Consider the following 21547-nt stretch of genomic DNA (forward strand, 5'->3'; position numbering starts at 1 on the left):
TTGGGACTAGATGCTCCCAACGGCATTATCTAAATAAAGACGGAACATCATCAAATGCATGTTTAACTATCTCTTTTTGGATAGGGCGCGGTACCAGCATTTGCTTCGTATTGATTTCCTTAAAAAGTCCTAAAGTGGTAAGAATGGATTTTTTCTGAATGGCTCGATCAGTATGAACTATCTCTTCTTCATGAGATTGTACATATTCTTTTAAATATGATTGAGCCTCATTTGTAAAATACAGCTCTAGATCGGCTTTTAATTGTCTCACAGCGTTTTTAAGTTCGTAGATTTCCCCTTTATTAACATTTTGTTTTAAATTTTTAAGAATGTACTCAGCATTTTGAATCGCTGCTTTGTACATCGGCATGTTAGTAAGTGTAATGGGTATTTCATTTGTTATAGAATTACAAATTTGTTTTGCGCTGATTATATGTCTAGTTCCAAATTTCATATGTTTTTCTCTTTTTAAAATGTGAAGGCGTGCATAAAAATACTTAATAAATAACAAGGATTTTTATGCTTTTAAAACAACAACATTATTTAAATGTGGCCTTAATATCAGTTATCTCAGGATTAATGTCGTTTTGATCGAATTTCGTAAAAATTCCTAAAGTGCTAAGAGCAGATTTTTGAATTTCTTGTTCAGTTTTAATAATCTCTTCTGCATGCTCTTTAACATAACTTGTTAAATACTCGTTTCGGAAAAACTCTTCAAGATCTGTTTTTACTTGTGGAGCGTTTTTAATTTCAGATTTAAGATACAGATAGAGATCAGATTTTAATTGTCTAATTGCATTTTTAAGTTTGGATACTCGCCCTTCATCAATTTTTCCTATAGCGATCTCTTGTTCTAAATTGTTAAGAATATGCTCAGCATATTGAATTGTTGCTTTATAGGTAGGGAGGTTAGTTGGTGTAATGGGTATGGTATCTGTTACAGAATTGCAAATCATCGTTGCGTTAATTAAATCTTTAAGTCCAAACTTCATATGTTTTCTCTTTTTAAAATGTTAAGGCGGCATAAATACACTTAAATAAGTAACAAGTATTTATATGTTGTTTTAAAAACGTGAACATTATATTGGGTTAAAATTAAGACAATATTAGCAATTGCGATTCTATTTGACGAAAAATAAATGAATTTGGGTAGTTACAGGGAAATCCATCAAAAGCCCAGTTGACTTTAAAAACGAGTTATCAAGCGATAAATGGATGGATAAACGATCATGACCTCTCAGGCAATCAACTCAAATCCATCCTCTCACATTTAATCTATTTTTTGAGTAAAAGTTTATTCGATTGCTCCTCTTCATCAAGGTGATGATCAGGAGCAATTTGTGGTGTTGCCTCTCGTTTTTTATTGAGCTCAAGAACTGCTTTATCGAAATTGTTTAATAGAGTTCGTGCAGGAGAAATGCCAGCTAATTTTAATGGATTTCGTGTAAAAGGATCTGGTTTGTTGTTCTTATATAATTCCAGGAGCGTACTTAAATTATAATATCTTTCATCATACATCACAGGAATATCCTCGAAGTAATCGAGTGTGATTGGATCCTTAAAATCTTCGAATAAAGATTCTTCTTCATTAGTTAAGTGAAGCTGATTGATACGAACAGCGATTGTTTCAAGTTTACTCGTTTGACAATGCTCAATGTAGTTCTGAGTGAACGGCTGATAATAATCCTCTGTAGTTGCGGGTTTAGGGGAGGGAGCAAGGGGGTAGCTCTGTGACAGCTGATTCAATACCTGTGCTGATTGCTCGTAATGCTCATGTGTAGGCTGTCTCACTGGGTTGCCTAAATTATGATGCAGATATCTTTGACTTGATTGTGGTAAAATCGTGCCAGCACAGATGATTCGTGCCGTTGCCCCTCGATTTTTGATTGAGCTAATGACGGCCTCACTAGGTTGTTGCGTAAAAGTTACCTCTCCTCCGCCATAGAGCGTTAATTTTAAGTCGCTTGCTAAAACACCCTCAAAAGTCAACACTCCATTACCTTCTTTGAGAATTTTGCAGCCACTGCCTACGTTTCCTAGTATTCTTAGACTGCTATTTCCACGAATAGTTAAGTTGACATTTTTTCCCACAGCGCCAGTGACGGTTGTTAACCCACTACCCTCTCGGCTGAAATCGCAATTGTCGGGGACTATTTCTAGATCCATGGGCTCGGGATTTTCGTGGACAATTGTTGGTCTATTAGAGCGTCTAAATCCTAACAATTGCGCGAAAGATATCATGATAATTCCTTATAAAATCAGAGATCTTAATATATGCAACAGCAAATAATCAATTTTATCCGATTATAATATTTGACAGTCTTTTTTATCCACGCTAGCATAGCTACCAATAGATGGCGCGGGGTGTCGTAAAAGCGGCTGAGAATTACCCGTTGAACTTGATCTGGTTCATACCAGCGTAAGAACGCCTGATGTCCAAAAAGCATTTTTTTGCTGCTTGAGTTAAGTTTGATCTTGCTCTCTCAAAAATGTATTTTGTTTCAGACTAAAACGTTTCAGTTTTTCTTACCGCAAATATTCCTTGCCATTCTGCCATTCTGTAATTCTTATTATTGAACACAAGGAGCCAAGGTATGAACGCCTTATCTACACGAACAACTTTGCTACTTAATTGGTATGCAAACCCTTATCACACTCCGATTTTCATTGCGCAGGCTTTAGGATACTACCAACAAGAAGGCATAAAGCTTGCTATTTTGGAGCCCAGTGATCCCAGTGATGTCACTGAGATTGTTGGTATGGGGCATGTGGATTTTGGTGTTAAGGCAATGATTCATACTTTGGCTGCTCGTGCAAAGGGTTACCCTGTAACTTCAATTGGGACATTGCTGGATGAACCGCCAACTGGATTGATTGCGCTTAAATCCAGTGGTATTAATTCGTTTCAAGATATTGTTGGTAAGCGCGTGGGTTATATTGGCGAGTTTGGCAAAATTATTATTGATAATTTAGCAAATTTAGCGGGCATTGATCCCTCAAGTTATGAAACAGTACGTATTGGAATGAATGTAACAGATGCGATTTGTCGTGATCTTATTGATACCGGTATCGGTTTTATTAATTTTCAGCGGGTTGAATTAGAACATTTGCGGGGTGAAACTGTATTTTTACGTCTGGATCAACTTGCTGGATTAGGTTGCTGCTGCTTTTGCTCGATTCAGTTTATTGTACCTGAGCGTATGCTAGCTCAACCTCAGCTAATTCAAGGGTTTCTCAACGCCACCCAAAGAGGGGCTGCGTTTACTACAGAAAATCCAGATGAAGCTTATGAGCTTTTATGTCGTGCAAAACCACAATTAAGAACTCCAATGTATCATACTATTTTTATTCGCAGTTTACCCTTTTTCTCGCGAACATTATTAAATGTAGATCGTGATTGGAATAAAGTAGGGCGGTTTGGTAAACACTTGGGAATTATCAATGATTCTTTTGATATCCATTCTTGTTATACCAATGAATGGTTGCCTAAAATGCCTCATTCTGATTTAGAACCTATCGCTTGTTGTGTGAGTGAATAAGAGCAACATGAAAAATGCAGCTGTTGTCGGTGCTGGGATTATGGGGTGCCTGCTCGCTCTACGTTTGCATAATGAGGGTTGGCAGGTAACTGTATTTGAATCAGAAGTCTCATTTAATAATTGCAGTAATGCGGCAGCAGGACTTTTGGCTCCTATGTCTGAGCTCGACAAGGCGGAGCAAGTGATCTTTAATTTAGGGATGGAGTCTGTTGAAAAATTATGGCAGCCCATTCTTAATCAATTATGCGAACCAATTTACTTTCGTCGCCAAGGCTCTCTTATTCTTCATCATCCACAAGACAAGACAGAATGGCAGCATTTCAGTGCGCGAATTGTCAATAAGTTGAGTAACTCCTGTTATGAGCTGTTGACTCATCATGCCTTAAAACAGCTTGAGCCTGAATTACACCAATTTCAAACGGCCTATTATTTTCCACAAGAAGGGCAACTGGATAATCAGAATTTATTATCTGCATTGAAAAAACATCTTTCTCAGGCAGGTATCTTATGGCGAGAAGGGATTTTTGTGTCATCAGTATATCCAGGGAAAATAGAAATTGAGAAGCAGAGCCTTATTTTCGATTTTGTCTTTGATTGTAGGGGGGTGGGTGCGAAAAAAACGTTTTCTGATTTGCGTGGATTACGTGGAGAACTCATTTGGTTACATGCGCCTTATGTTAATTTGCAACGACCTATAAGGCTTTTACATCCGCGATATAACATTTATATTGTTCCACGTCCTGATTCTTATTACCTACTTGGTGCAAGTGAATTAGAAACAGAAGATTTAAGTTCTATTTCTGTACATACTACTCTTGAGTTATTAACTGCTGCTTATTATGTGCATCGAGGTTTTTCTGAAGCCCGAATCATTAAAACAGTAACCCATTGTCGTCCAACTTTAACGCATCACCAACCTCGCATTAAATATGCAAAACAATTTATTGCGATTAATGGACTTTATCGTCATGGATATTTAATTGCCCCAGCATTGGTAGAAGAGGTGTTACGTGGGCTCAAAAGCAATCATAAAAAGGTTTATTATCCAGAACTATGGGAGGCTTATGTATGATTATTTATATTAATGATCAACCCTTATCTTTAGATTCTTCGTGTACGCTACACGAAATGCTTGAGCAAAAAAATAAGAGTGCAGCACACATTGCGATTGCTATAAATAATCAATTTATTCCTAAATCCATGTTTTGCAGCACGATTTTGCAAGAAGGTGATCGTATTGATTTGATTACACCCATGCAAGGGGGTTAAAATATGTGGAATTTAGCCGGTAAAACAATTACGAGTCGCCTGCTTTTAGGGACGGCTGCTTATCCATCGCTTGAAATGATGACTCAGGCAATTCATGCTTCCAAAACAAATGTACTCACTGTTTCGATGAAGCGTCAGATGTCCTATGGCCAAGGAGGCGATTTATTTTGGAAAACAATCCAATCGTTACCTTGTCATTTGCTTCCTAATACGGCAGGTTGCCGTGATGCACAAACAGCGATTACTACTGCTGAAATGGCGCGAGAGCTCTTTCAAACTTCGTGGATTAAATTAGAGGTAATCGGAGATGATTACAGTTTACAGCCTGATCCGTTTGAGTTAGTAGATGCTGCTGCGGAATTAGTAAAACGCGGATTTGAAGTATTTCCTTATTGTACTGATGATTTGATATTGTGTCAGCGGTTAATTGATTGTGGTTGTCGTATTTTGATGCCATGGGCTGCGCCTATTGGCTCTGGGAAAGGTCTATTGAATCCCTATGCATTGGAAACTTTACGGCAACGATTACCTGATATTACGCTTATTGTCGATGCAGGAATTGGCAAACCCTCCCATGCAACCCATATTTTAGAGTTAGGTTTTGACGCAGTGTTACTTAATAGTGCAGTTGCCTTGGCAATCCATCCAGTGACTATGGCAGAAGCGTTTGCCCATGCGGTTATTGCAGGTCGCAATGCATTTGAAGCTGGGATTATGGCTGAGCGAATGACAGCCCAATCATGCACTCCTTTAATTGATACGCCATTTTGGCATAGGGAGTTTCCCTAATGCAAATAGTGTGGGCAGATACCGAAATAGAAGCCGATTTACATACTTTTCAAGATCTTGGGGTTGAAGTGCAACGGCCCCAATTTTATGCGCAAAGTATGCCTGCAGCAATAAAAGTAGGTTTGCAAATCTCTTTGGAAGACATTTATTTTACAAAGCAATATTCGATTCCTATTGTTTTAGATGCGGATTTTTTGCTACAAAAAGTATATTACAAAAAAAGTGACTTAATTCCCTGGTTTTCTTTAACTAATCTTTTAGTATTGGATACTCATGAAGCGGAACTCATTTTAGGTTATAAAATTACCTCTCATCAGTCGATGCAAATAGCGGCTCACGAGTTATTAAGTTTGGGCAACCAAAATATTTTTTTATTAGGCGAACATTCAACCGAAGTTTGGTGCCATGATTATTGGACTAATGGAGTTACTTCATTTTGGTTGACTCAAAACCGTCTTCCTCATACAAGCGAAAGTCGCTCAATTCTTTCAGCAGCCATCACTGCATCTTTGGCTCTGGGGTATTCGTTAGAAGATGCAATCATTATCGCAAAAATGTATACCCATCAGACTATGCGCCGGACGCAAACTGGTTTTGATTTTAGGGGATTTCCTGAAGATGAAATCGATTTGCCTTATCTTGCGTCAACGCCATTATATGAAGTACCAAAACCCTTTAAACGTTGCCATCGCTTGGGTCTTTATCCTGTTGTAGATAGTTTTTCTTGGGTTGAGTTATTGTTGAATGTTGGCGTGAAAACTATTCAATTGCGGATAAAAGAACGAACAGAAACTTTAGAAAAAGAAATTCAGAGAAGCATTGCTTTGGCTAAAAAACATAGTGCTACTTTATATATTAATGATTATTGGGAGTTGGCCTTAAAATTCGAGGCCGATGGAGTGCATTTGGGACAAGCTGATTTAGATGCTGCTGATGTCGATGCAATTAGAAAACGGGGATTATTGCTGGGGGTAAGTACCCATTGCTATTATGAGGTGGCAAAAGCACATGCAATTAACCCTTCCTATATTGCTATTGGGCCAATTTATCCAACTACCAGCAAAGTAATGCCTTTCTTGGCACAGGGAATTGAACGTTTAAAACGCTGGCAACGCACTTTAAATTATCCTTTGGTCGCAATTGGAGGGATAAACATTGAACGTGTGTCCGAGGTGGTTACAACAGGTGTTCAGGGGGTGGCTCTTATTTCTGCAATTACAAAAGCGCAAGATCCACGCAAAGCTACGGAACAACTTTTAAAATGTATTAAAATGTAAGTAGTCATCGCTTGCATGGATTGCTTTCTCACCGCGATAGGCATTGTTGTGAGTATAAAGCAACTGTCTCAAATTCTTATAAGCAGTTGCTAAGGTTTTTTATACGCAATAATGCTTTGTAAGGAAAGAATCTATTATTTATTGTTTAAAAGGGTAATTATTTCTTTCTGACTTCTGTTCTTCAGTATTTGTTTTAGAAGAAGGGCTTGATGATGAGGAAGAGAAAAATAACCAATTCAAACCCGCACGAATATTATCACGAACATGAAACCCCGTTAGGCTATGTGAAGAAAGGGTTAGTTTTTCATTTTCTAATGCATTTTTATTTTGATTTTTGTCATAGAACGCAACAGGTTTTTCACTATAAATTGCTTCGCTGCGAGAACCTGCTTTTTCTAAAGAGTGCATAAAGCGAATTGAATTATGGTACTCTCTCAAACTCATAGGTTGTACTGTATGAATATCTTCCTTGTGAATGACCGTATTAGGCTGCAACGTAAAATATTTATTATCTGAATGTGCATTTAATATATATGGACCAACAAGTTCTTGCTCTGAAGCTCTGACATTTGATAAGCGCGTTATAGGTAGTCTGAGTCGAACAATGAGTGTCATACTGTTATGGCCATGTTGATTGACAATATCCACGGCTTCTTTATAGGTCACACCAACCTGATAAAAACCATTATTTGCGTTAACAATAAATTTCCTGATATTTTCTAAGTTCTCTTCTTGTTCTTTAGGATCAAGAGAAAGATGAACTCGGGCATTGCTTAGTCCGGGTATACCAGAAGGAGCAAATGGTACTGGGATAAAAACATCAACATCACCAGAACGATATTCATTTAGAGCATTGGAAAAGTTTGTATTCGCTTGTTCATTTTTATCTGGGGCTGAAGTGAATGGAGATTGAGAAAAATGTTCATTTAATTTTTCATCAAATTCATGAGTTTTGTTTTGCTTATAAAGTTCAAAATATAATTGAAGTTTTGCTTCACTATTTATTTGTTCCCAGGCGTTTTGTAGTATTTTGAATTCTTCATCAGATTTACCAGGGTTTTTATCAGGGTGAGTGTTTAACGCTTTTTTAATATAGGCTTTTTTTACTATGGTAAAATTATCAGTAGGCGTTATTCCTAATATCCCATAAATATTTTGCTGATTTTGTTCGTTTTTCATTTTTATGTTTTCTCCAATCGTTATTAAAGCAGCGATTTCTTTTGGAGCAGTTGACAATGACCACTTATCTACATTCTGTACGTAAAATATGAGATATAGGGCAATGAATTGTAATAGGCTCTAAAAGTCTTTGAGTTATTCTAGTGAATAGATATGATTGAATTCTTAAGAGCAATGGAGTATTTAAACTAACCCATTCCTATTTGGAATTGGATGTTGATTTTAGTAAGATCTATGTTTTTACTTTACAGATCTTTCTTAAATTTAAAAACGATCTTTTATTTTGTTCTCTGATTTTCTTAGTTTTGTTAAACTATTTACTATGTTAAGAGGAACTAAAATGTCTTTTTTACCTGAGTTAAAACGATATACTCAGCAAATTAAATTAGAAGAAATAGGTATTCTTGGACAAGAAAAACTGCAAAATGCAAGAGTATTGTGCGTAGGTGCTGGAGGAATAGGAGTTACTTTACTGACTTATCTTGCTGGTGCAGGAGTTGGGACTATAGGGATTATCGATGATGATCTTATTGAAGAAGCTAATTTGCATCGCCAAATTCTTTATCAAGAAAAGGATATTTACAAGGCAAAAGCTGTTGTTGCAGAAACGAAATTACAGGAGTTAAATTCAAATATTAAGATTGACTCTTATGCGTTTCGTTTAACCGCAGATAATGCTGAAGAAATTATTGCTCAATACGATCTTGTCGCAGACTGTTCTGATAATTTTTATACGCGCTATTTGGTTCACGATACTTGTTATCGTCTCGAAAAGCCTTACGTTTATGCAAGTGCTTATCAGTTCCAGGGACATTGTTCTTTATTTCATGGAAAAAAAAATCCATGTTTACATTGTTTATTTCCGATTGTTCCTGACACGGGCGCAAATTGTCAGACTGGTGGTGTTTTAGGTACACTTCCTGGGTTATTAGGTATTTTGCAAGCAACAGAAATAATTAAATGGATTACTGCTAGTGGTGTTTCATTACTGAATCGATTGCTATGTATCGACTTTCTAACTATGGATATAAAAAGTATTCAACTTACTAAAAATGAAGAATGCCCATTTTGTGTTTATGGGCAGACTCTGAATGAACGTGATTTTGGATTGTGTATTGAGTTGAATCATGAGCATACAGTCTCAGCAGAGAATTTGGCCCCTTTTTTAGAAGCAAATCCAGGGATATTATTGCTGGATGTTCGTACAGCAGAGGAACACAGCGATAAAAATTTAGGTGGGAGATTAATTCCTTTGGCTGAATTGCCCATGCGTTTGAATGAGCTTAATCCCTTAGATCCTATCCTGATTTATTGTCAGTCAGGCCGCAGAAGTCAACGAGCGGTAATCTTATTAAAGGAGGCTGGGTTTCTTGCTGTCTATCATTTGGCTCATGGCGTCAATTCATTATCGAGATGTGGGGGAGGTACCTGATGAAGTTATATTGCTTCGAGGCTTATTAAAACGTGTTCATTGATGAAAAGCATCCTTTTTAAAGTCTGGTACTTTAATGCCCTTATAATTGATAAAAGTCATCATTCCAGTCGCTTCATGATAGAGCATATGGCAGTGAAACATCCAATTGCCAGGGTTATCAGTATCAAATTGAATTTTGACCGTAGAATGAGGCAAAACTAAAACGGTATCTCGCATGGGGCCGTTTTTAAGTACTTTACCATCAATTTCTGTAACTTCGAAAAAATGACCATGTATGTGCATTGGGTGGGGCATTCCCGTTTTGTTGATTAAAACTATTTCTGTTCTTTTGTTTTTATCAACACCTAGTGGAGTAATATCGGGCCAAGCCTGATTGTTCATTTTCCAAACATAATTTATCATATCACCCTCTAAAGTGACAGTTAATGTTTGCATGGGTTTTTTTAGGGAAAGAGGGGTCAAGGCATGCGTTTTGAACTCTTGTTCGTTATTTAGTCCCCCAGCAACGGTGGCTGCTTTTTCGGGCACTGATATTTTGGGTGCATTGGGAGTAGCCAAAATTAATCCTGTTTGCATTTGGGTTCCGGCTCCCTGAGCCAAAATGGGATATGCTCCTTCACCTTTAGGGATTTTAATAAGAATATCAATACGTTGTCCTATAGCAAGCTGAAATTGGTTTCCCGAAATTGGTTTAATAGGTTGCCCATCAACAGCGATTGCTTTGCCTTGAAGTTTTCCCAGATTGATAAAAAAATTAGTCATTGCAGCTCCGTCGATAATGCGGAGACGAACCTCTTCTCCACTGTGGACTGAGAATACTTCTGGATTGGAAAGACTATGATAATTTGTTAAAAAGGCATCATAAGTTACATCATTTAAATCAGGTTTTGACGTATGTTTCTCCATCGTCATCGTCATCGTCATCGTCATCGTATTTGTTTTTGATTTTTTATCCATATCTTTCGTCTTCATTAAAGATGGAGTGCCTTTGTGTTTTAATTCATATAAGATTGTTTTAGGAGTTTTATAGCTAAAATCACTGAGAAACAAAATCACATCATTTTCATTATTTTTTTCATGTGGTTCATAAATGATAAATGGAGCAGAAAGAAAGCGCTGGACTTGTAAGTCAAAATGAGAATGCATCCAATAAGTTCCTGACTGATTTAATTTAAAACGATAGTGATACTCTCCTTGTGGGGGTATTGGTAGCTGCGTGACATAGGGAACACCGTCTTCTGCATTAGGCAGAATTAATCCATGCCAATGAACGACTGTGGGATGATTGGTCGTATTTTTAACCACAGCATCAAAGTATTGTCCCTTTATCCCTTTATAACCCCAAGTTCCATCGGGTTGTTCAATTTTAAATACTTCAGTTTTTTTTCCATGAATAACAAGAGGAACTTTTTTTATAATGAGAATGGTTGATTGCTTAGAACTATCAAAATTTTTTTCATCTAATGTATACCCTGATATAGGGTAGTTCATTATAAATAACAGAAGAACAAGCATCAGATTGCTCATTTATATCCCTTTTTAAACTGTTACCTGAAATTATAGCGTAGAAAATTGAAGGTAATATTATGAAAAACTGTTTTAATTTCCTCTTTGATTCATTTACCTTGAGCGCAATTCGCTATATGATGTCACGCGATTATCAATCGTAGATTAAAGGAGATAGTATGAGTTTTTTTATTAGCGATGCTATGGCTGCGGCTGGCGCTGCACCAGCACCCCAAGCAGATGGAACTTTTTCACTCATTATGATCGCCGCTATTTTTGTGTTGTTTTATTTTATGCTCATTAGACCACAAAACAAAAGAGCAAAAGAGCATCGTGATTTAGTAAGCAAGTTAAAAAAAGGTGACGAGATCATCACTTCAGGGGGAATACTAGCTAAAGTAGTTAGTTTAGATGAGCAATACATCAAAATCAGTCTTGCAGAAGGTGTAGAGATTAATTTACAACGAGGCGCGGTGAGTGCTGTATTGCCAAAAGGTACTTTAAAATCTCTTTAAAAAGTCATAGGTACACGGAAAATGCAAAATAAATATCCTTTATGGAAAAACCTGATGCTGATTGTCATAGCAGTAGTTGGGTTAGTTTACGCCATACCTAATTTGTATACAGAAAATCCTGTGGTACAAATATCATCTGAAACACCAGTAGATTATGATGAATTAAAAAATCAGGTAGAAAATATATTAAATAAGGACAAACTGCACTATACATCTCTGGTTGTTCAAAACGAAGGTGTTGAAGTAGTTTTCTCATCTACTGATGCTCAATTATTAGCTCGTGACACTATTAAAAATGCTTTAGGATCCCAGTACACAGTGGCTTTAAATTTAGCACCTTCAACCCCAGGCTGGTTGGATGCGATTCATGCTGCGCCGATGAAGCAAGGTCTGGACCTTAGAGGAGGAGTGCACTTTTTATTAGAAGTTGATGTGGAAAGTGTGATTAGTCGTCGCTATGAAGGAATCATGAAAAACATCAGTCAGGAGCTACGTGAGCTAGGTATTCGTTATACTGGCATACGTTTTATACCTGATAAAGGTGTTGATTTACGTTTCCGTGATGCTGAATCTAGAGATAATGCTTTTATAGGTTTAAAAGATAAAATACCGGATCTTGTTTTTGTAAAAAGTAAAACAAATAATGGAATCATGGCATCAGTTTCTCCTACCGAATTAAACACGATGCGACAAAATACCATTGAGCAAACAATGAGTATTTTGCGTAATCGAGTGAACGAACTAGGGGTGGGTGAGGCAGTAGTGCAACAACAAGGAGCTACTCGGGTGGCTGTTGATTTGCCAGGAATTCAGGATGCAGCACGTGCCAAGCAAATTCTTGGAGGTACTGCAACCCTACAATTCTATTTAGTAGATCAAGATAATGATCCACAAATTGCCAAACAAACTGGAGTTGTTCCTGTCAATGATAAATTGTTGATGATGGATGGATATCCTATTTTACTAAAGAGGCAAGTAGTTCTTAGTGGCGATTCAATCACTTCTGCGGTTTCTAGCTACGATCAGCAAACGGCAACGCCAGCAGTACAAATACAACTTGGCGGAGGCGGTGAAAGTTTGTTTACTAAAGTGACTCGTGAGAATATTGGTAAACGTATGGCGATTGTGTATGTTGAAACTAAAAATAACATACAAACCGTCAATGGCGTTGAAAAGAGAATTACCCACCGTGAAGAGCGTGTTATTAGCGCACCTGTGATCCAAAATGCTTTAGGCAATAATTTCCAAATTACAGGGCTTACTGATTCTAAAGAAGCCAGCAATTTGGCTTTACTGTTAAGAGCAGGAGCGTTACCAGCAGCAATTTATCCTATAGAAGAGCGTACTGTAGGCCCCACTTTAGGAAAAGAAAATATTCGCAGAGGTATCATTTCTCTCGAAGTAGGTATGGGCTTAATTTTAATTTTAATGCTGTTCTATTATCGTTTTTTTGGGTTCATAGCAGATGTTGCTTTATTACTTAATCTGGTTTTGCTGAGTGCTTTATTATCTATAATTGATGCAACTCTTACACTTCCAGGTATTGCTGGAATTGTATTGACGGTAGGTATGGCTGTAGATGCGAATGTGCTGATTTATGAACGTATTCGAGAGGAATTGCGACATGGCTTGTCACCACAAGCAGCAATTTATGCTGGATATGAACGTGCCTTTTCAACCATTCTTGATGCAAATATAACTACCCTAATTGTGGCAATTATTCTTTTTGCAGTGGGTACAGGGCCTGTGCGTGGATTTGCGGTAACCCTTTCATTAGGATTATTAACCTCCATGCTCACAGGTATTACTTATACCCGTGGAATTGTAAATTGGTATTATGGTGGCAGAACCGTAAAAAAACTATCTATAGGTATTTAAAGACGAGGCTCAGATGGAATTTTTTAATCCAAATTCAAACGTGGACTTTATGGGGGCTCGTCGTTGGACGGCAATGTTCTCTATATTGATTTTTGTTCTTTCTATTGGTGCTTTGACCATTCATGGTTTGAAATGGGGACTGGATTTTACGGGTGGAACTCAAATTGAAGTTTCTTATTCTTCCGCAGCTGATTTACCCTCAATTCGAGAAAACCTGGCTAAGGCCGGATTTAAAGAAGCGCAGGTTGTAAGTTATGGTACGTCTAAAGATGTATTAATCAGTATTGCTCCAAGAGAAGACAAAGAACAAGCGCGTTTGGTCGACCAAGTAATGACTGCTTTACCAGGTGCAAACAAACAACGAGTTGAGTTTGTAGGTCCTCAGGTAGGGCAGGAGTTGGCAACTAAAGGTGCATTAGCGGTTGTTGTTTCATTATTAGCAACAATGATATACATTGCAATGCGGTTTGAGTATCGACTTGCTGTGAGTTCTGCCGTTGCACTAGTACATGATCCTGTTTTGATCTTGGGAATTTTTGCTTTTTTCGGTGTCGAATTTGATCTAAAGGCATTGGCTGGATTATTAGCAGTAATTGGATACTCATTGAATGATACGATTGTAGTTTTTGATAGAGTACGTGAAAATTTTGTTAAAATTCGTCGTGCTACGTCTATTGAAATTATGAATATCTCGATTAACCAGACCCTCTCAAGAACTATTATGACCTCTACGTTGACTCTGTTTGTCGTGCTTGCTTTATTTATTTATGGAGGTGAGGCCATACATGGATTTTCTTTGGCACTGATCATTGGTATTCTTATTGGTACTTATTCATCCATCTATGTGGCTGGAGCTTTAGCTGTAGCCATGGGGCTGGATAGAAAAGATTTTCTACCAAGCCAGCGCAAGGAAATTGATAATCGTCCTTAATTGGTAGCCTGGGCGCGCTTTAAAGTGTTTTCGGGTTTTATGAATAATGGATTTCACTTAAGGTTAAAAAGCAGTTAAATCTTCGGAGTATTAACTCTGACCTTATGATTTAACTGTTTTTTATTTTAGATTAGGGATAGTCCTTCAAGTTCATCAGGTTCAGTGATTATGGGTTCTTTACTGTCTGATTGTTTTATTTCTATACCTCCTTTATTTGGGGTGTAAAGGACAATTTGTTTGTTGAGCTCTTCAATGACTTCGGGAGGGATCTGCATCGGTGTGTCTTGCACTTCTTCACCTTCAATGTGAATTTCACCTTCTTCGGTAATTTCAAGAGTTTTTTTGGTACAACCAGTAGGTAATGCATTTTCAGGTACAAGTTGAATCGGAATCCCTGCGATGATTGTGGCACCATCCACAATACGTATTCCGTCTATAACTGCAAATTGGGGTGTCTTACTGTAGTAACGACCAATCAAAGAGCAAACGGACCACAGCAGATTATAAGCAATATCAAATGGAAGCCCCACTCCTATGCCTACTCCTTGCCCCAAATATCCTGCAGCTTTACTCATGGCATGGGCTAGACTGATAGTGCAAAAAGAAGTAAGAAGCTTCGTCGCTATGACTGGTGCAAAAAGAGCAACGCCAGTAGTTCCTGCGGGACTGAAAACTAATAAAGTACTTCCAACGAGGGCAGTTAATTGCACGCGCGGACTGATTGCTGAGGTTGAGTTACTCACTCCTTCTGCCAATACTACACCAACAGTTGCCCCAACATAGGAAAAGGCTGTTCCGAATAAAGGCTGAGTAAGTGATATAGTTGGGAAGCTTGCAGATGGATCTTTTATTTCTTTTTTATGACACATTTCGTTTAAAAATGTTGAGAATTGTTCCCATTCTTTCTCAGTAAATGGTGTTATTCCTTTTTTCTGTAATGTTGCATTAGAATGCTCAAACGCACTGGGTGTTTTAATCAGTCGTGTTGCTGTTAAACAGCATGTTTCTTTGTCTTCATCATCTAAGAAGTTTTCAGAGCTTATTCCTAAATTGTCTTCGATGATTCGATATAGAGCAGAGTTTCTTTTTGAGCTATTAATCTGAGACTGCACATAAAGACAGGCTGCAACCATGAATCGTGCCGCAATGAGATAAACTTGACGTTGTTGCGGTGTTTTAATTTCTTCTTCGCTTATCAGGTGAATTTTAAGAATCGCATTCACTTTTTCCAAAAATGAAACTTGTTTGTTTCTACTGATGACATCAGTTCCACCAAAAAAGATAGGTGTGCCGATTAGTGAAGGTTTTGCGTTGAGATCAACATGCTTTTCAGTTTCATAAACTTTACGTATGTTATCGAATTTGGCAAGATTTCCTGGTGTAAGAATAAAGTGCATAATGTTCCCCGTCCTTTTGGTAAAGTACGTAAATGTACGTATTGTTCCATTAACTATTTATCTTACTTCTAAATTGTATAAATGCAATGTTATTTGATTATTTTTTACTAAAGTGTCGTAATAAATTGAAGGTTTTTAGTTTATTTAGAGTTTAAACCATTGAAATGATGCTTTTTTTTCAGATTGTGTTACTTTTAATTTATTGACTATAGTATTGTTCATCAAACTAAGTTTTTTATGAAAGGTAAGTGAATTGATAAACAACACGCAAAAGGTAAACCTCAAAGAAAGTCTTAAACATTTGTTTAAGCTGCTTCGCATCTCACATTGGACTAAAGGTGCGTTTGTGATGCTGGGATTTTGTTATACTCCTATCTCAGGATATTTTATTCCCGCACTGTTAGCTACTTTAGCATTTTGCCTTATTTCCAGTGCTGTATATATTTATAATGATATTGAAGATAGAACCGAAGACAGCTTGCACCCTCATAAACGACATAGGCCATTAGCAAGTGAGAAAATTACAGTTTCTGAGGCAATTTTTATGCTGTTTTTGCTGTTACTGGTCGGGCTTACTTTAGGTTGGTTAATTTCTAAGAAACTAGCAATTATTCTTTGCGTTTATTTAGTAATAAATATTGCGTACAACCATCTTTTTAAGTTGATTCCTGTTATTGATGTACTTTGTATCGCTGCAGGATTCATGTTGCGGGTTTTAGCTGGTACGGCAGGTATTGGTTTAACCATCTCTGTTTGGCTTACAGTTGCTGCAACGCTAGTGAGTCTTTTTATTGCTTTAAATAAACGCAGAATGGAAATGCAGTTAGGTCTAAAACATACAACACGTCAGGTATTAAAGAAATATAATCCTCTAATGCTTCATTGGCTAATAGTCACTATCGGCGTTGCTAGTTTTCTCACTTATGTTTTTTATATTATTTATGCAAGAGATCAATCATTTTATTTCATGTTGACTGTGCCTTTTGCTGCAATCGCGTTATGGCGCTTTGCTTGGCTGGCAATGCAAGACATTGAAAATGACGATCCTGTAATTGTTTTTTTACATGATCGATTATCACGAATCAATCTTTGGTGTTTTGTTATTTTAACTTTTATGGCACTAGCTCAATGAAATCGAAATTGCGTTGGTGTGATTTTATTTTCATTTTATTATTTTTTTATTTATTGATTTTACAAATCCAAGCGATTTGGCCCTTCACTATTGATGATATGTATATCTCGTTGCGTTATGCGAGGCATTGGGCTGATGGCACAGGCTTATTGTGGAACATGAATGCCCCTCCAGTAGAGGGTTATTCAAATTTTCTTTTTGTTGCTCTTGGGGCTTTAATACTCCTTTTAAAAGGGGATCCAATTATTGCTTTAAAAATAGCAGGATTAATAGGACTTTGTTTTACCTGCTATTTTATCTACTTAATCGCTCGATTTTGGTTTTCTAGACGAAAATCACTCTTACCTGGCTTGGCTTTATTGTTTTATAAGGGGCAAATTATCTGGGCGATCAGTGGCTTGGAAACAGCGGTTTACCAAGCACTTATTTGTGGAGCGATATATTTTTGTTTCAGAGGGATGGGGTACCAGTTATTTCCTGATTTTCGTGGCAAATCAGAAAAGAAGTACTTTATTTTTGCAGGATTATTTCTTGCACTTGCGGGGATGACTCGACCTGAGGCTCCAGCCTTAATGGTCTTATTTTTTATTTTGTTATGCTGGGATAGACCTCAAAAAGAAGTAAACTATTATTGGCAAGGAGTATTTCTTTTTTGTTGCACTCTAGTTCTATTTTATGGGCCTTATTTTTTATGGCGACTTACTTATTTCGGATTTCTCTTTCCTAATTCAGTGTATTGTAAAGGATTGTCGAATATTTTTACTGTAACTTTAGATAGGAACTACATAAAACTGATATGGCCATTTGCGCTGCTTGCCCTTCCAGCTTGTATTAAGTCTGAGGGGAAACGACATTATTTTTTATGGTTACCAAGTATTTTTTATTTAATAGTATTGGTAAATTCAGACCCTGTAGTTGCTTTTGATAATCGTCTTTTCTTGCCTGCATTTGTACTACTCCTTCCTTTAGCGTTACAAGGAATTAGCATTTTAATCAATTCTTTTTGGCAACAAAGAGACTTTGTTTTTAATACGTTTTTTTATTTGGTTTATTTTTCAATAGTGCTTTTTTTTATACCGAAAATGAGCCTGGCAGATTATCGATATTTTTCTCAAAATCCCATTCGCGGCGAGCAGTTACGCATTCAGGTAGTAGATTGGTTAAATAATCATACTCCTATGGGGGCTTCGGTTGTTCTAGCCGATTGTGGCTTAATCCCTTATTTGAGTCATTTAAATTTTATTGATTCATATTGCTTAAATAACTTATCAATGGCACATTACCCTGAAAAACTTAGGCATGAGTTATTTTGCAACAATATTTTGCATAAAAAACCAGCAGTTATTATTTTGACCTCATTAATTGAGCAAGGGAAAGTAATATATACACCTAGTGATGTATGCTTAAAAAAATTGTTAAATGAGCAAAATAATTATACATTAAGCAAAGTTTATATGGCCAATAACCCTGACTCAATTTATCGTTATGAAATATATACAAACTCTTCTGATATTTTGCCGATTAGGAAATAAATTATTTATTAGAGTTTTCCATTATAAAAAGCAACTTTTTAATGTTATAAAGATAAACCTGATGTACTATCTCTTGCTCACAAATGAGTTCAGAAGGATTATTATATGATCGAAATTGTGAAAATTTTTTTGAAGAGGTTGTATATAAAATCACCCGTTCTTCTGAATGATCTTCTTGCAATTCCCGTAGCTTGGTATGCCGCATATTGGTTACGATATAATTTACAGCCTTTTCCAGAACGGCTTACGTCTACACATTCTTTTTATGCATTGGCTTTGTTAACCGTCATTCAAGTGACTTGCTACTTCTATTTTAAAACATATCGTGGTTTATGGCGTTTTTTTCATTAAACGATGTTATTCGAATATTAAAAGCCTCTTTGACTGCTACGACAATAGCTATTCCTGTTTTATATTTAACCTCAATTCTTCATGAGTTGCCTCGTTCTATATTTCCTTTGTACTGCGTTATCTTAACTGCTTTTCTTTGCAGTGCCAGATTGTTGAGGCGAATTTATTGGGACCGACGCGCTAGGGGGACTCAGCCAGCAGAAATAAAACGAGTACTTATAGTGGGTGCCGGTATGGCTGGAGAAGGATTAGTTAGGGATTTAAAACGGAGCAATCAGTACAAACCGATTGGTTTTATTGATGATAATCTATCGAAAAAAGGCTTAGAAGTTCATGGGGTTCCAGTGCTGGGCATTACTAGCCAAATTACCATGCGAGTTCAAGAGTATGCGATTGATTTGATTTTCATTGCTATTCCATCAGCAAGCTCTTCAATTATGCGGCGTATCGTTACCTGTTGCGAAGAGAGTAAAGTTCCTTTTAGTACACTTCCTGGTCTTAATGATTTAGCCTCTGGCAGAGTAGAAGTGAATGCTTTGAGGCCTGTAAATATAGAGGATTTATTAGGCAGAGAGCAAGTTAATTTGCAATGGGACAAGTTAATCGCGGAAATTTCTGAGAAAAGAGTACTAGTAACTGGAGGAGGAGGTTCAATTGGCTCTGAATTATGCAGGCAAATTTTAGCTCTTAAACCTCAAAGCTTGGTCATTGTTGAAAATTGCGAATTTAATTTATATCAAATTGAACTTGAGTTGAAGCACAGTTTCCCCGATATTCCTTTGCAGCTTAAATTAGTCAACATTACTGATGAAATAGCAATTAAGCAATTATTTAACGATTATTCTCCTGAAATTGTATTTCATGCTGCAGCTTACAAACATGTTCCTCTTCTGGAAAATCAAATACGTGTTGCCGTTGTGAACAATATTCTAGGAACACAGATTGTCGCAAAAGCAAGTGTGGCGGCAGATACTGAAAAATTTATTTTGATTTCCACTGACAAAGCAGTAAACCCCACCAATATTATGGGAACCACTAAAAGAGTTGCAGAAATTTTTTGCCAGAATTTGAATGTTAGGGTAAAGACTCAGTTCATTACCGTTCGCTTTGGCAATGTTTTAGGCTCCGCCGGAAGTGTGGTTCCACTATTCCAAAAACAATTGCAAAGTGGTGGCCCAATAAAGGTGACTCATCCTGATATGCAACGATATTTTATGACTATACCAGAAGCATGTCAGTTAATTTTGCAGGCTATGGTTAATGGAAAAGGTGGTGAAATATTTGTGCTAGACATGGGAGAGCCAGTTAAAATTAGCTACTTGGCAGAACAAATGATCCGTTTAGCTGGGAAGGAGCCTGGAAAAGATATCATGATTGAATATACAGGCTTACGTCCAGGGGAAAAATTGTTTGAGGAGCTTTTCCATGAGTCAGAGCAATTGGATTCAACAGAGCATGAAAAATTATTCAAAGCAAAGTTTCGTGAATTAAACTGGGATGAACTAATGCAAACAATGCACTTACTGAATAATGCGTGCCAGGAAAACCAGGAAGATGAGTTACTTATTTTATTAAGAAGTTTAGTTCCCGAACTACATGCAACGGTTCTGGAGACAGTATTTTAATTGAATTTATTTGTGAAGTAGACGTAACTTAATTTTTAGTACTAAGGGCAAGAGGTTTGGAATGATAGTCTCTTATGATGATTTTGCAAAAATAGAATTGCGTTCGGGTACGGTTGTTAGGGTTGAAGAGTTTCCACGCGCAAAAAAATCAGCATATAAAATATGGGTTGATTTTGGTGAGCATATTGGGATATTACAAACTTCCGCACAGGTTACGATACATTACACTCCAGAATCTTTATTAGGACGTTCTGTAGTAGGATGTGTTAATTTAGGCGAAAAAAACGTTGCAGGTTTTATTTCACAATTCTTATTAGTTGGATTTTCAGATGAGAATGGAGCTATATGCTTGATTACCACTGATCCAAAAGTACCTAATGGGCAAAAATTACATTAGTCTAGAGATGCTCTAATCTCTATGAGACGAAATAACTTGAACCAGAGTTCAGAATATTAACCGCGCGCGCAGCAAGCATTAATATAATGGTTAATGAGATAAGAGCTTGGAGCATGGTCATACACTTAGCCCAGCGGGTTAATACAGGCGTATCTGTTGGGGAAAAGGCTGTTGTGGTGTTAAAAGCTAAGAACAAATAATCTACAAAATTGGGCGTCCAGTTTTTTAGGGATTTGGATATTCCAATCGTTTGTGTTAATGAAAGTTGTATTTGAGGAAATAAAAATGCAGTTGAGCCTGCACTTTCTTTTAATTCTCGCTGTACTGGGCCTCCTGCATCTAAACTCCAATACCATAATGCAAAAACAAGAATATTAGTTGTCCATAAGATAACTGAAGAAAGTAGTAAGTGGTTCGGACCAATTTGTCCGTGAATTGTAGCAAGAATCAAGCGGCTTACTGAAATGACTGTATAGAGCGTAATGAGAATATTAACCGCCAAGATAAGGTAGTGATTAATACGATTGTTATTATTCCATAGGGTAATGATTAGTGGAATCAGAAGTATGCTTACCAAGCCAAGTAGTAAGCCTCTGGGGCCCCAATAAAATATTTTGGGTAACGCTTCATAAAGTAATGCAATAATGATAAGAGCAAGCCAAGTTGGCCAGCGGCTATTGAGGTTTTTTAAACGACTGTGTCTTGCAATCTTACTGCTATGAGTTCCCTTCATATATACTCAAGCCATTATTTAATAAAATCAGTAATTATTAACTAAGAATAATTTACTTCGAG

19 protein-coding genes, 1 pseudogene and 1 riboswitch are annotated in these 21547 nt (G+C 37.0%); of the genes and pseudogenes, 13 read left to right on the top strand and 7 right to left on the bottom strand.

What is annotated here, in order from left to right; translation table 11 throughout:
• Positions 1–25 precede the first annotated feature (25 nt).
• The 3 genes from EL220_RS04535 to EL220_RS04550 form a co-directional block, all read right to left on the bottom strand.
• Complete coding sequence (locus EL220_RS04535) at positions 26–454, bottom strand: hypothetical protein (protein ID WP_027270635.1); 429 nt, start codon at positions 452–454, stop codon at positions 26–28.
• An 85-nt stretch (positions 455–539) separates the two neighbouring features.
• Positions 540–992: a hypothetical protein gene (locus EL220_RS04540; RefSeq protein ID WP_027270636.1), complete on the bottom strand. Its 453-nt coding sequence runs from the start codon at positions 990–992 to the stop codon at positions 540–542.
• Between the two features lie 283 nt (positions 993–1275).
• Positions 1276–2241 carry an RING finger protein gene (locus tag EL220_RS04550; RefSeq protein WP_232002621.1) on the bottom strand — a complete coding sequence of 322 codons (966 nt, stop codon included), beginning with the start codon at positions 2239–2241 and terminating at the stop codon, positions 1276–1278.
• A 109-nt stretch (positions 2242–2350) separates the two neighbouring features.
• Positions 2351–2443, top strand: a riboswitch (TPP riboswitch).
• A 151-nt stretch (positions 2444–2594) separates the two neighbouring features.
• On the opposite strand from EL220_RS04550, the gene EL220_RS04555 reads away from it, so the two are divergent.
• From EL220_RS04555 to thiE, 5 genes are read left to right on the top strand one after another with little or no spacing between them, the layout of a single operon-like run.
• On the top strand, positions 2595–3539 hold the full coding sequence (locus tag EL220_RS04555; protein WP_027270638.1) for an ABC transporter substrate-binding protein: 945 nt from the start codon (positions 2595–2597) through the stop codon (positions 3537–3539).
• A gap of 7 nt (positions 3540–3546) precedes the next feature.
• A complete protein-coding gene (locus EL220_RS04560) occupies positions 3547–4611 on the top strand; it encodes an FAD-dependent oxidoreductase (protein ID WP_027270639.1) in 1065 nt (354 codons plus the stop codon).
• Positions 4608–4808, top strand: coding sequence for a sulfur carrier protein ThiS (gene thiS, locus EL220_RS04565; protein WP_027270640.1), 201 nt, complete (start codon positions 4608–4610; stop codon positions 4806–4808). The genes EL220_RS04560 and thiS overlap by 4 nt, the downstream gene beginning before the upstream one ends.
• 3 nt (positions 4809–4811) lie before the next feature.
• Entirely contained in the window at positions 4812–5597 is a 786-nt protein-coding gene (locus tag EL220_RS04570) for a thiazole synthase (RefSeq protein ID WP_027270641.1), read from the top strand.
• Positions 5597–6874 (top strand): thiamine phosphate synthase, encoded by a 1278-nt coding sequence (thiE, locus tag EL220_RS04575; protein ID WP_027270642.1) that lies wholly within the window; start codon positions 5597–5599, stop codon positions 6872–6874. Before EL220_RS04570 ends, thiE begins: the two co-directional genes overlap by 1 nt.
• A gap of 138 nt (positions 6875–7012) precedes the next feature.
• Here the strand turns inward: thiE and EL220_RS04580 are convergent, their stop codons facing one another.
• Positions 7013–8053, bottom strand: coding sequence for a J domain-containing protein (locus EL220_RS04580; protein ID WP_027270643.1), 1041 nt, complete (start codon positions 8051–8053; stop codon positions 7013–7015).
• A 340-nt stretch (positions 8054–8393) separates the two neighbouring features.
• Here EL220_RS04580 and EL220_RS04585 point away from each other — a divergent pair, with 340 nt between their 5' ends.
• Positions 8394–9485 (top strand): ThiF family adenylyltransferase, encoded by a 1092-nt coding sequence (locus tag EL220_RS04585; protein WP_027270644.1) that lies wholly within the window; start codon positions 8394–8396, stop codon positions 9483–9485.
• 36 nt (positions 9486–9521) lie between these two features.
• Here the strand turns inward: EL220_RS04585 and EL220_RS04590 are convergent, their stop codons facing one another.
• Positions 9522–11015 carry a multicopper oxidase family protein gene (locus EL220_RS04590; protein ID WP_027270645.1) on the bottom strand — a complete coding sequence of 498 codons (1494 nt, stop codon included), beginning with the start codon at positions 11013–11015 and terminating at the stop codon, positions 9522–9524.
• Positions 11016–11173: 158 nt separating this feature from the next.
• On the opposite strand from EL220_RS04590, the gene yajC reads away from it, so the two are divergent.
• From yajC to secF, 3 genes are read left to right on the top strand one after another with little or no spacing between them, the layout of a single operon-like run.
• Complete coding sequence (gene yajC, locus EL220_RS04595) at positions 11174–11509, top strand: preprotein translocase subunit YajC (protein WP_027270646.1); 336 nt, start codon at positions 11174–11176, stop codon at positions 11507–11509.
• A 21-nt stretch (positions 11510–11530) separates the two neighbouring features.
• A complete protein-coding gene (secD, locus tag EL220_RS04600; protein WP_027270647.1) occupies positions 11531–13387 on the top strand; it encodes a protein translocase subunit SecD in 1857 nt (618 codons plus the stop codon).
• Positions 13388–13400: 13 nt separating this feature from the next.
• A complete protein-coding gene (secF, locus tag EL220_RS04605; protein ID WP_027270648.1) occupies positions 13401–14318 on the top strand; it encodes a protein translocase subunit SecF in 918 nt (305 codons plus the stop codon).
• A gap of 125 nt (positions 14319–14443) precedes the next feature.
• Here the strand turns inward: secF and EL220_RS04610 are convergent, their stop codons facing one another.
• Entirely contained in the window at positions 14444–15715 is a 1272-nt protein-coding gene (locus tag EL220_RS04610) for a hypothetical protein (RefSeq protein WP_027270649.1), read from the bottom strand.
• Between the two features lie 253 nt (positions 15716–15968).
• Between EL220_RS04610 and EL220_RS04615 the strand changes: the two genes are divergently transcribed.
• The 4 genes and pseudogenes from EL220_RS04615 (at position 15969) to EL220_RS04630 (ending at position 20752) form a co-directional block, all read left to right on the top strand.
• Positions 15969–16847 carry a decaprenyl-phosphate phosphoribosyltransferase gene (locus EL220_RS04615; RefSeq protein WP_027270650.1) on the top strand — a complete coding sequence of 293 codons (879 nt, stop codon included), beginning with the start codon at positions 15969–15971 and terminating at the stop codon, positions 16845–16847.
• Positions 16844–18379 carry an ArnT family glycosyltransferase gene (locus EL220_RS04620; protein ID WP_027270651.1) on the top strand — a complete coding sequence of 512 codons (1536 nt, stop codon included), beginning with the start codon at positions 16844–16846 and terminating at the stop codon, positions 18377–18379. The genes EL220_RS04615 and EL220_RS04620 overlap by 4 nt, the downstream gene beginning before the upstream one ends.
• Before the next feature lie 105 nt (positions 18380–18484).
• Positions 18485–20355, top strand: a pseudogene (locus EL220_RS04625) (polysaccharide biosynthesis protein).
• 61 nt (positions 20356–20416) lie between these two features.
• On the top strand, positions 20417–20752 hold the full coding sequence (locus EL220_RS04630) for a tRNA-binding protein (protein WP_027270653.1): 336 nt from the start codon (positions 20417–20419) through the stop codon (positions 20750–20752).
• A gap of 19 nt (positions 20753–20771) precedes the next feature.
• Here EL220_RS04630 and EL220_RS04635 read toward each other — a convergent pair whose 3' ends face one another.
• Positions 20772–21485 (bottom strand): membrane protein, encoded by a 714-nt coding sequence (locus EL220_RS04635; RefSeq protein WP_027270654.1) that lies wholly within the window; start codon positions 21483–21485, stop codon positions 20772–20774.
• Positions 21486–21547 lie beyond the last annotated feature (62 nt).

The sequence above is a fragment of the Legionella sainthelensi genome, from assembly GCF_900637685.1.
GTDB lineage: Bacteria > Pseudomonadota > Gammaproteobacteria > Legionellales > Legionellaceae > Legionella > Legionella sainthelensi.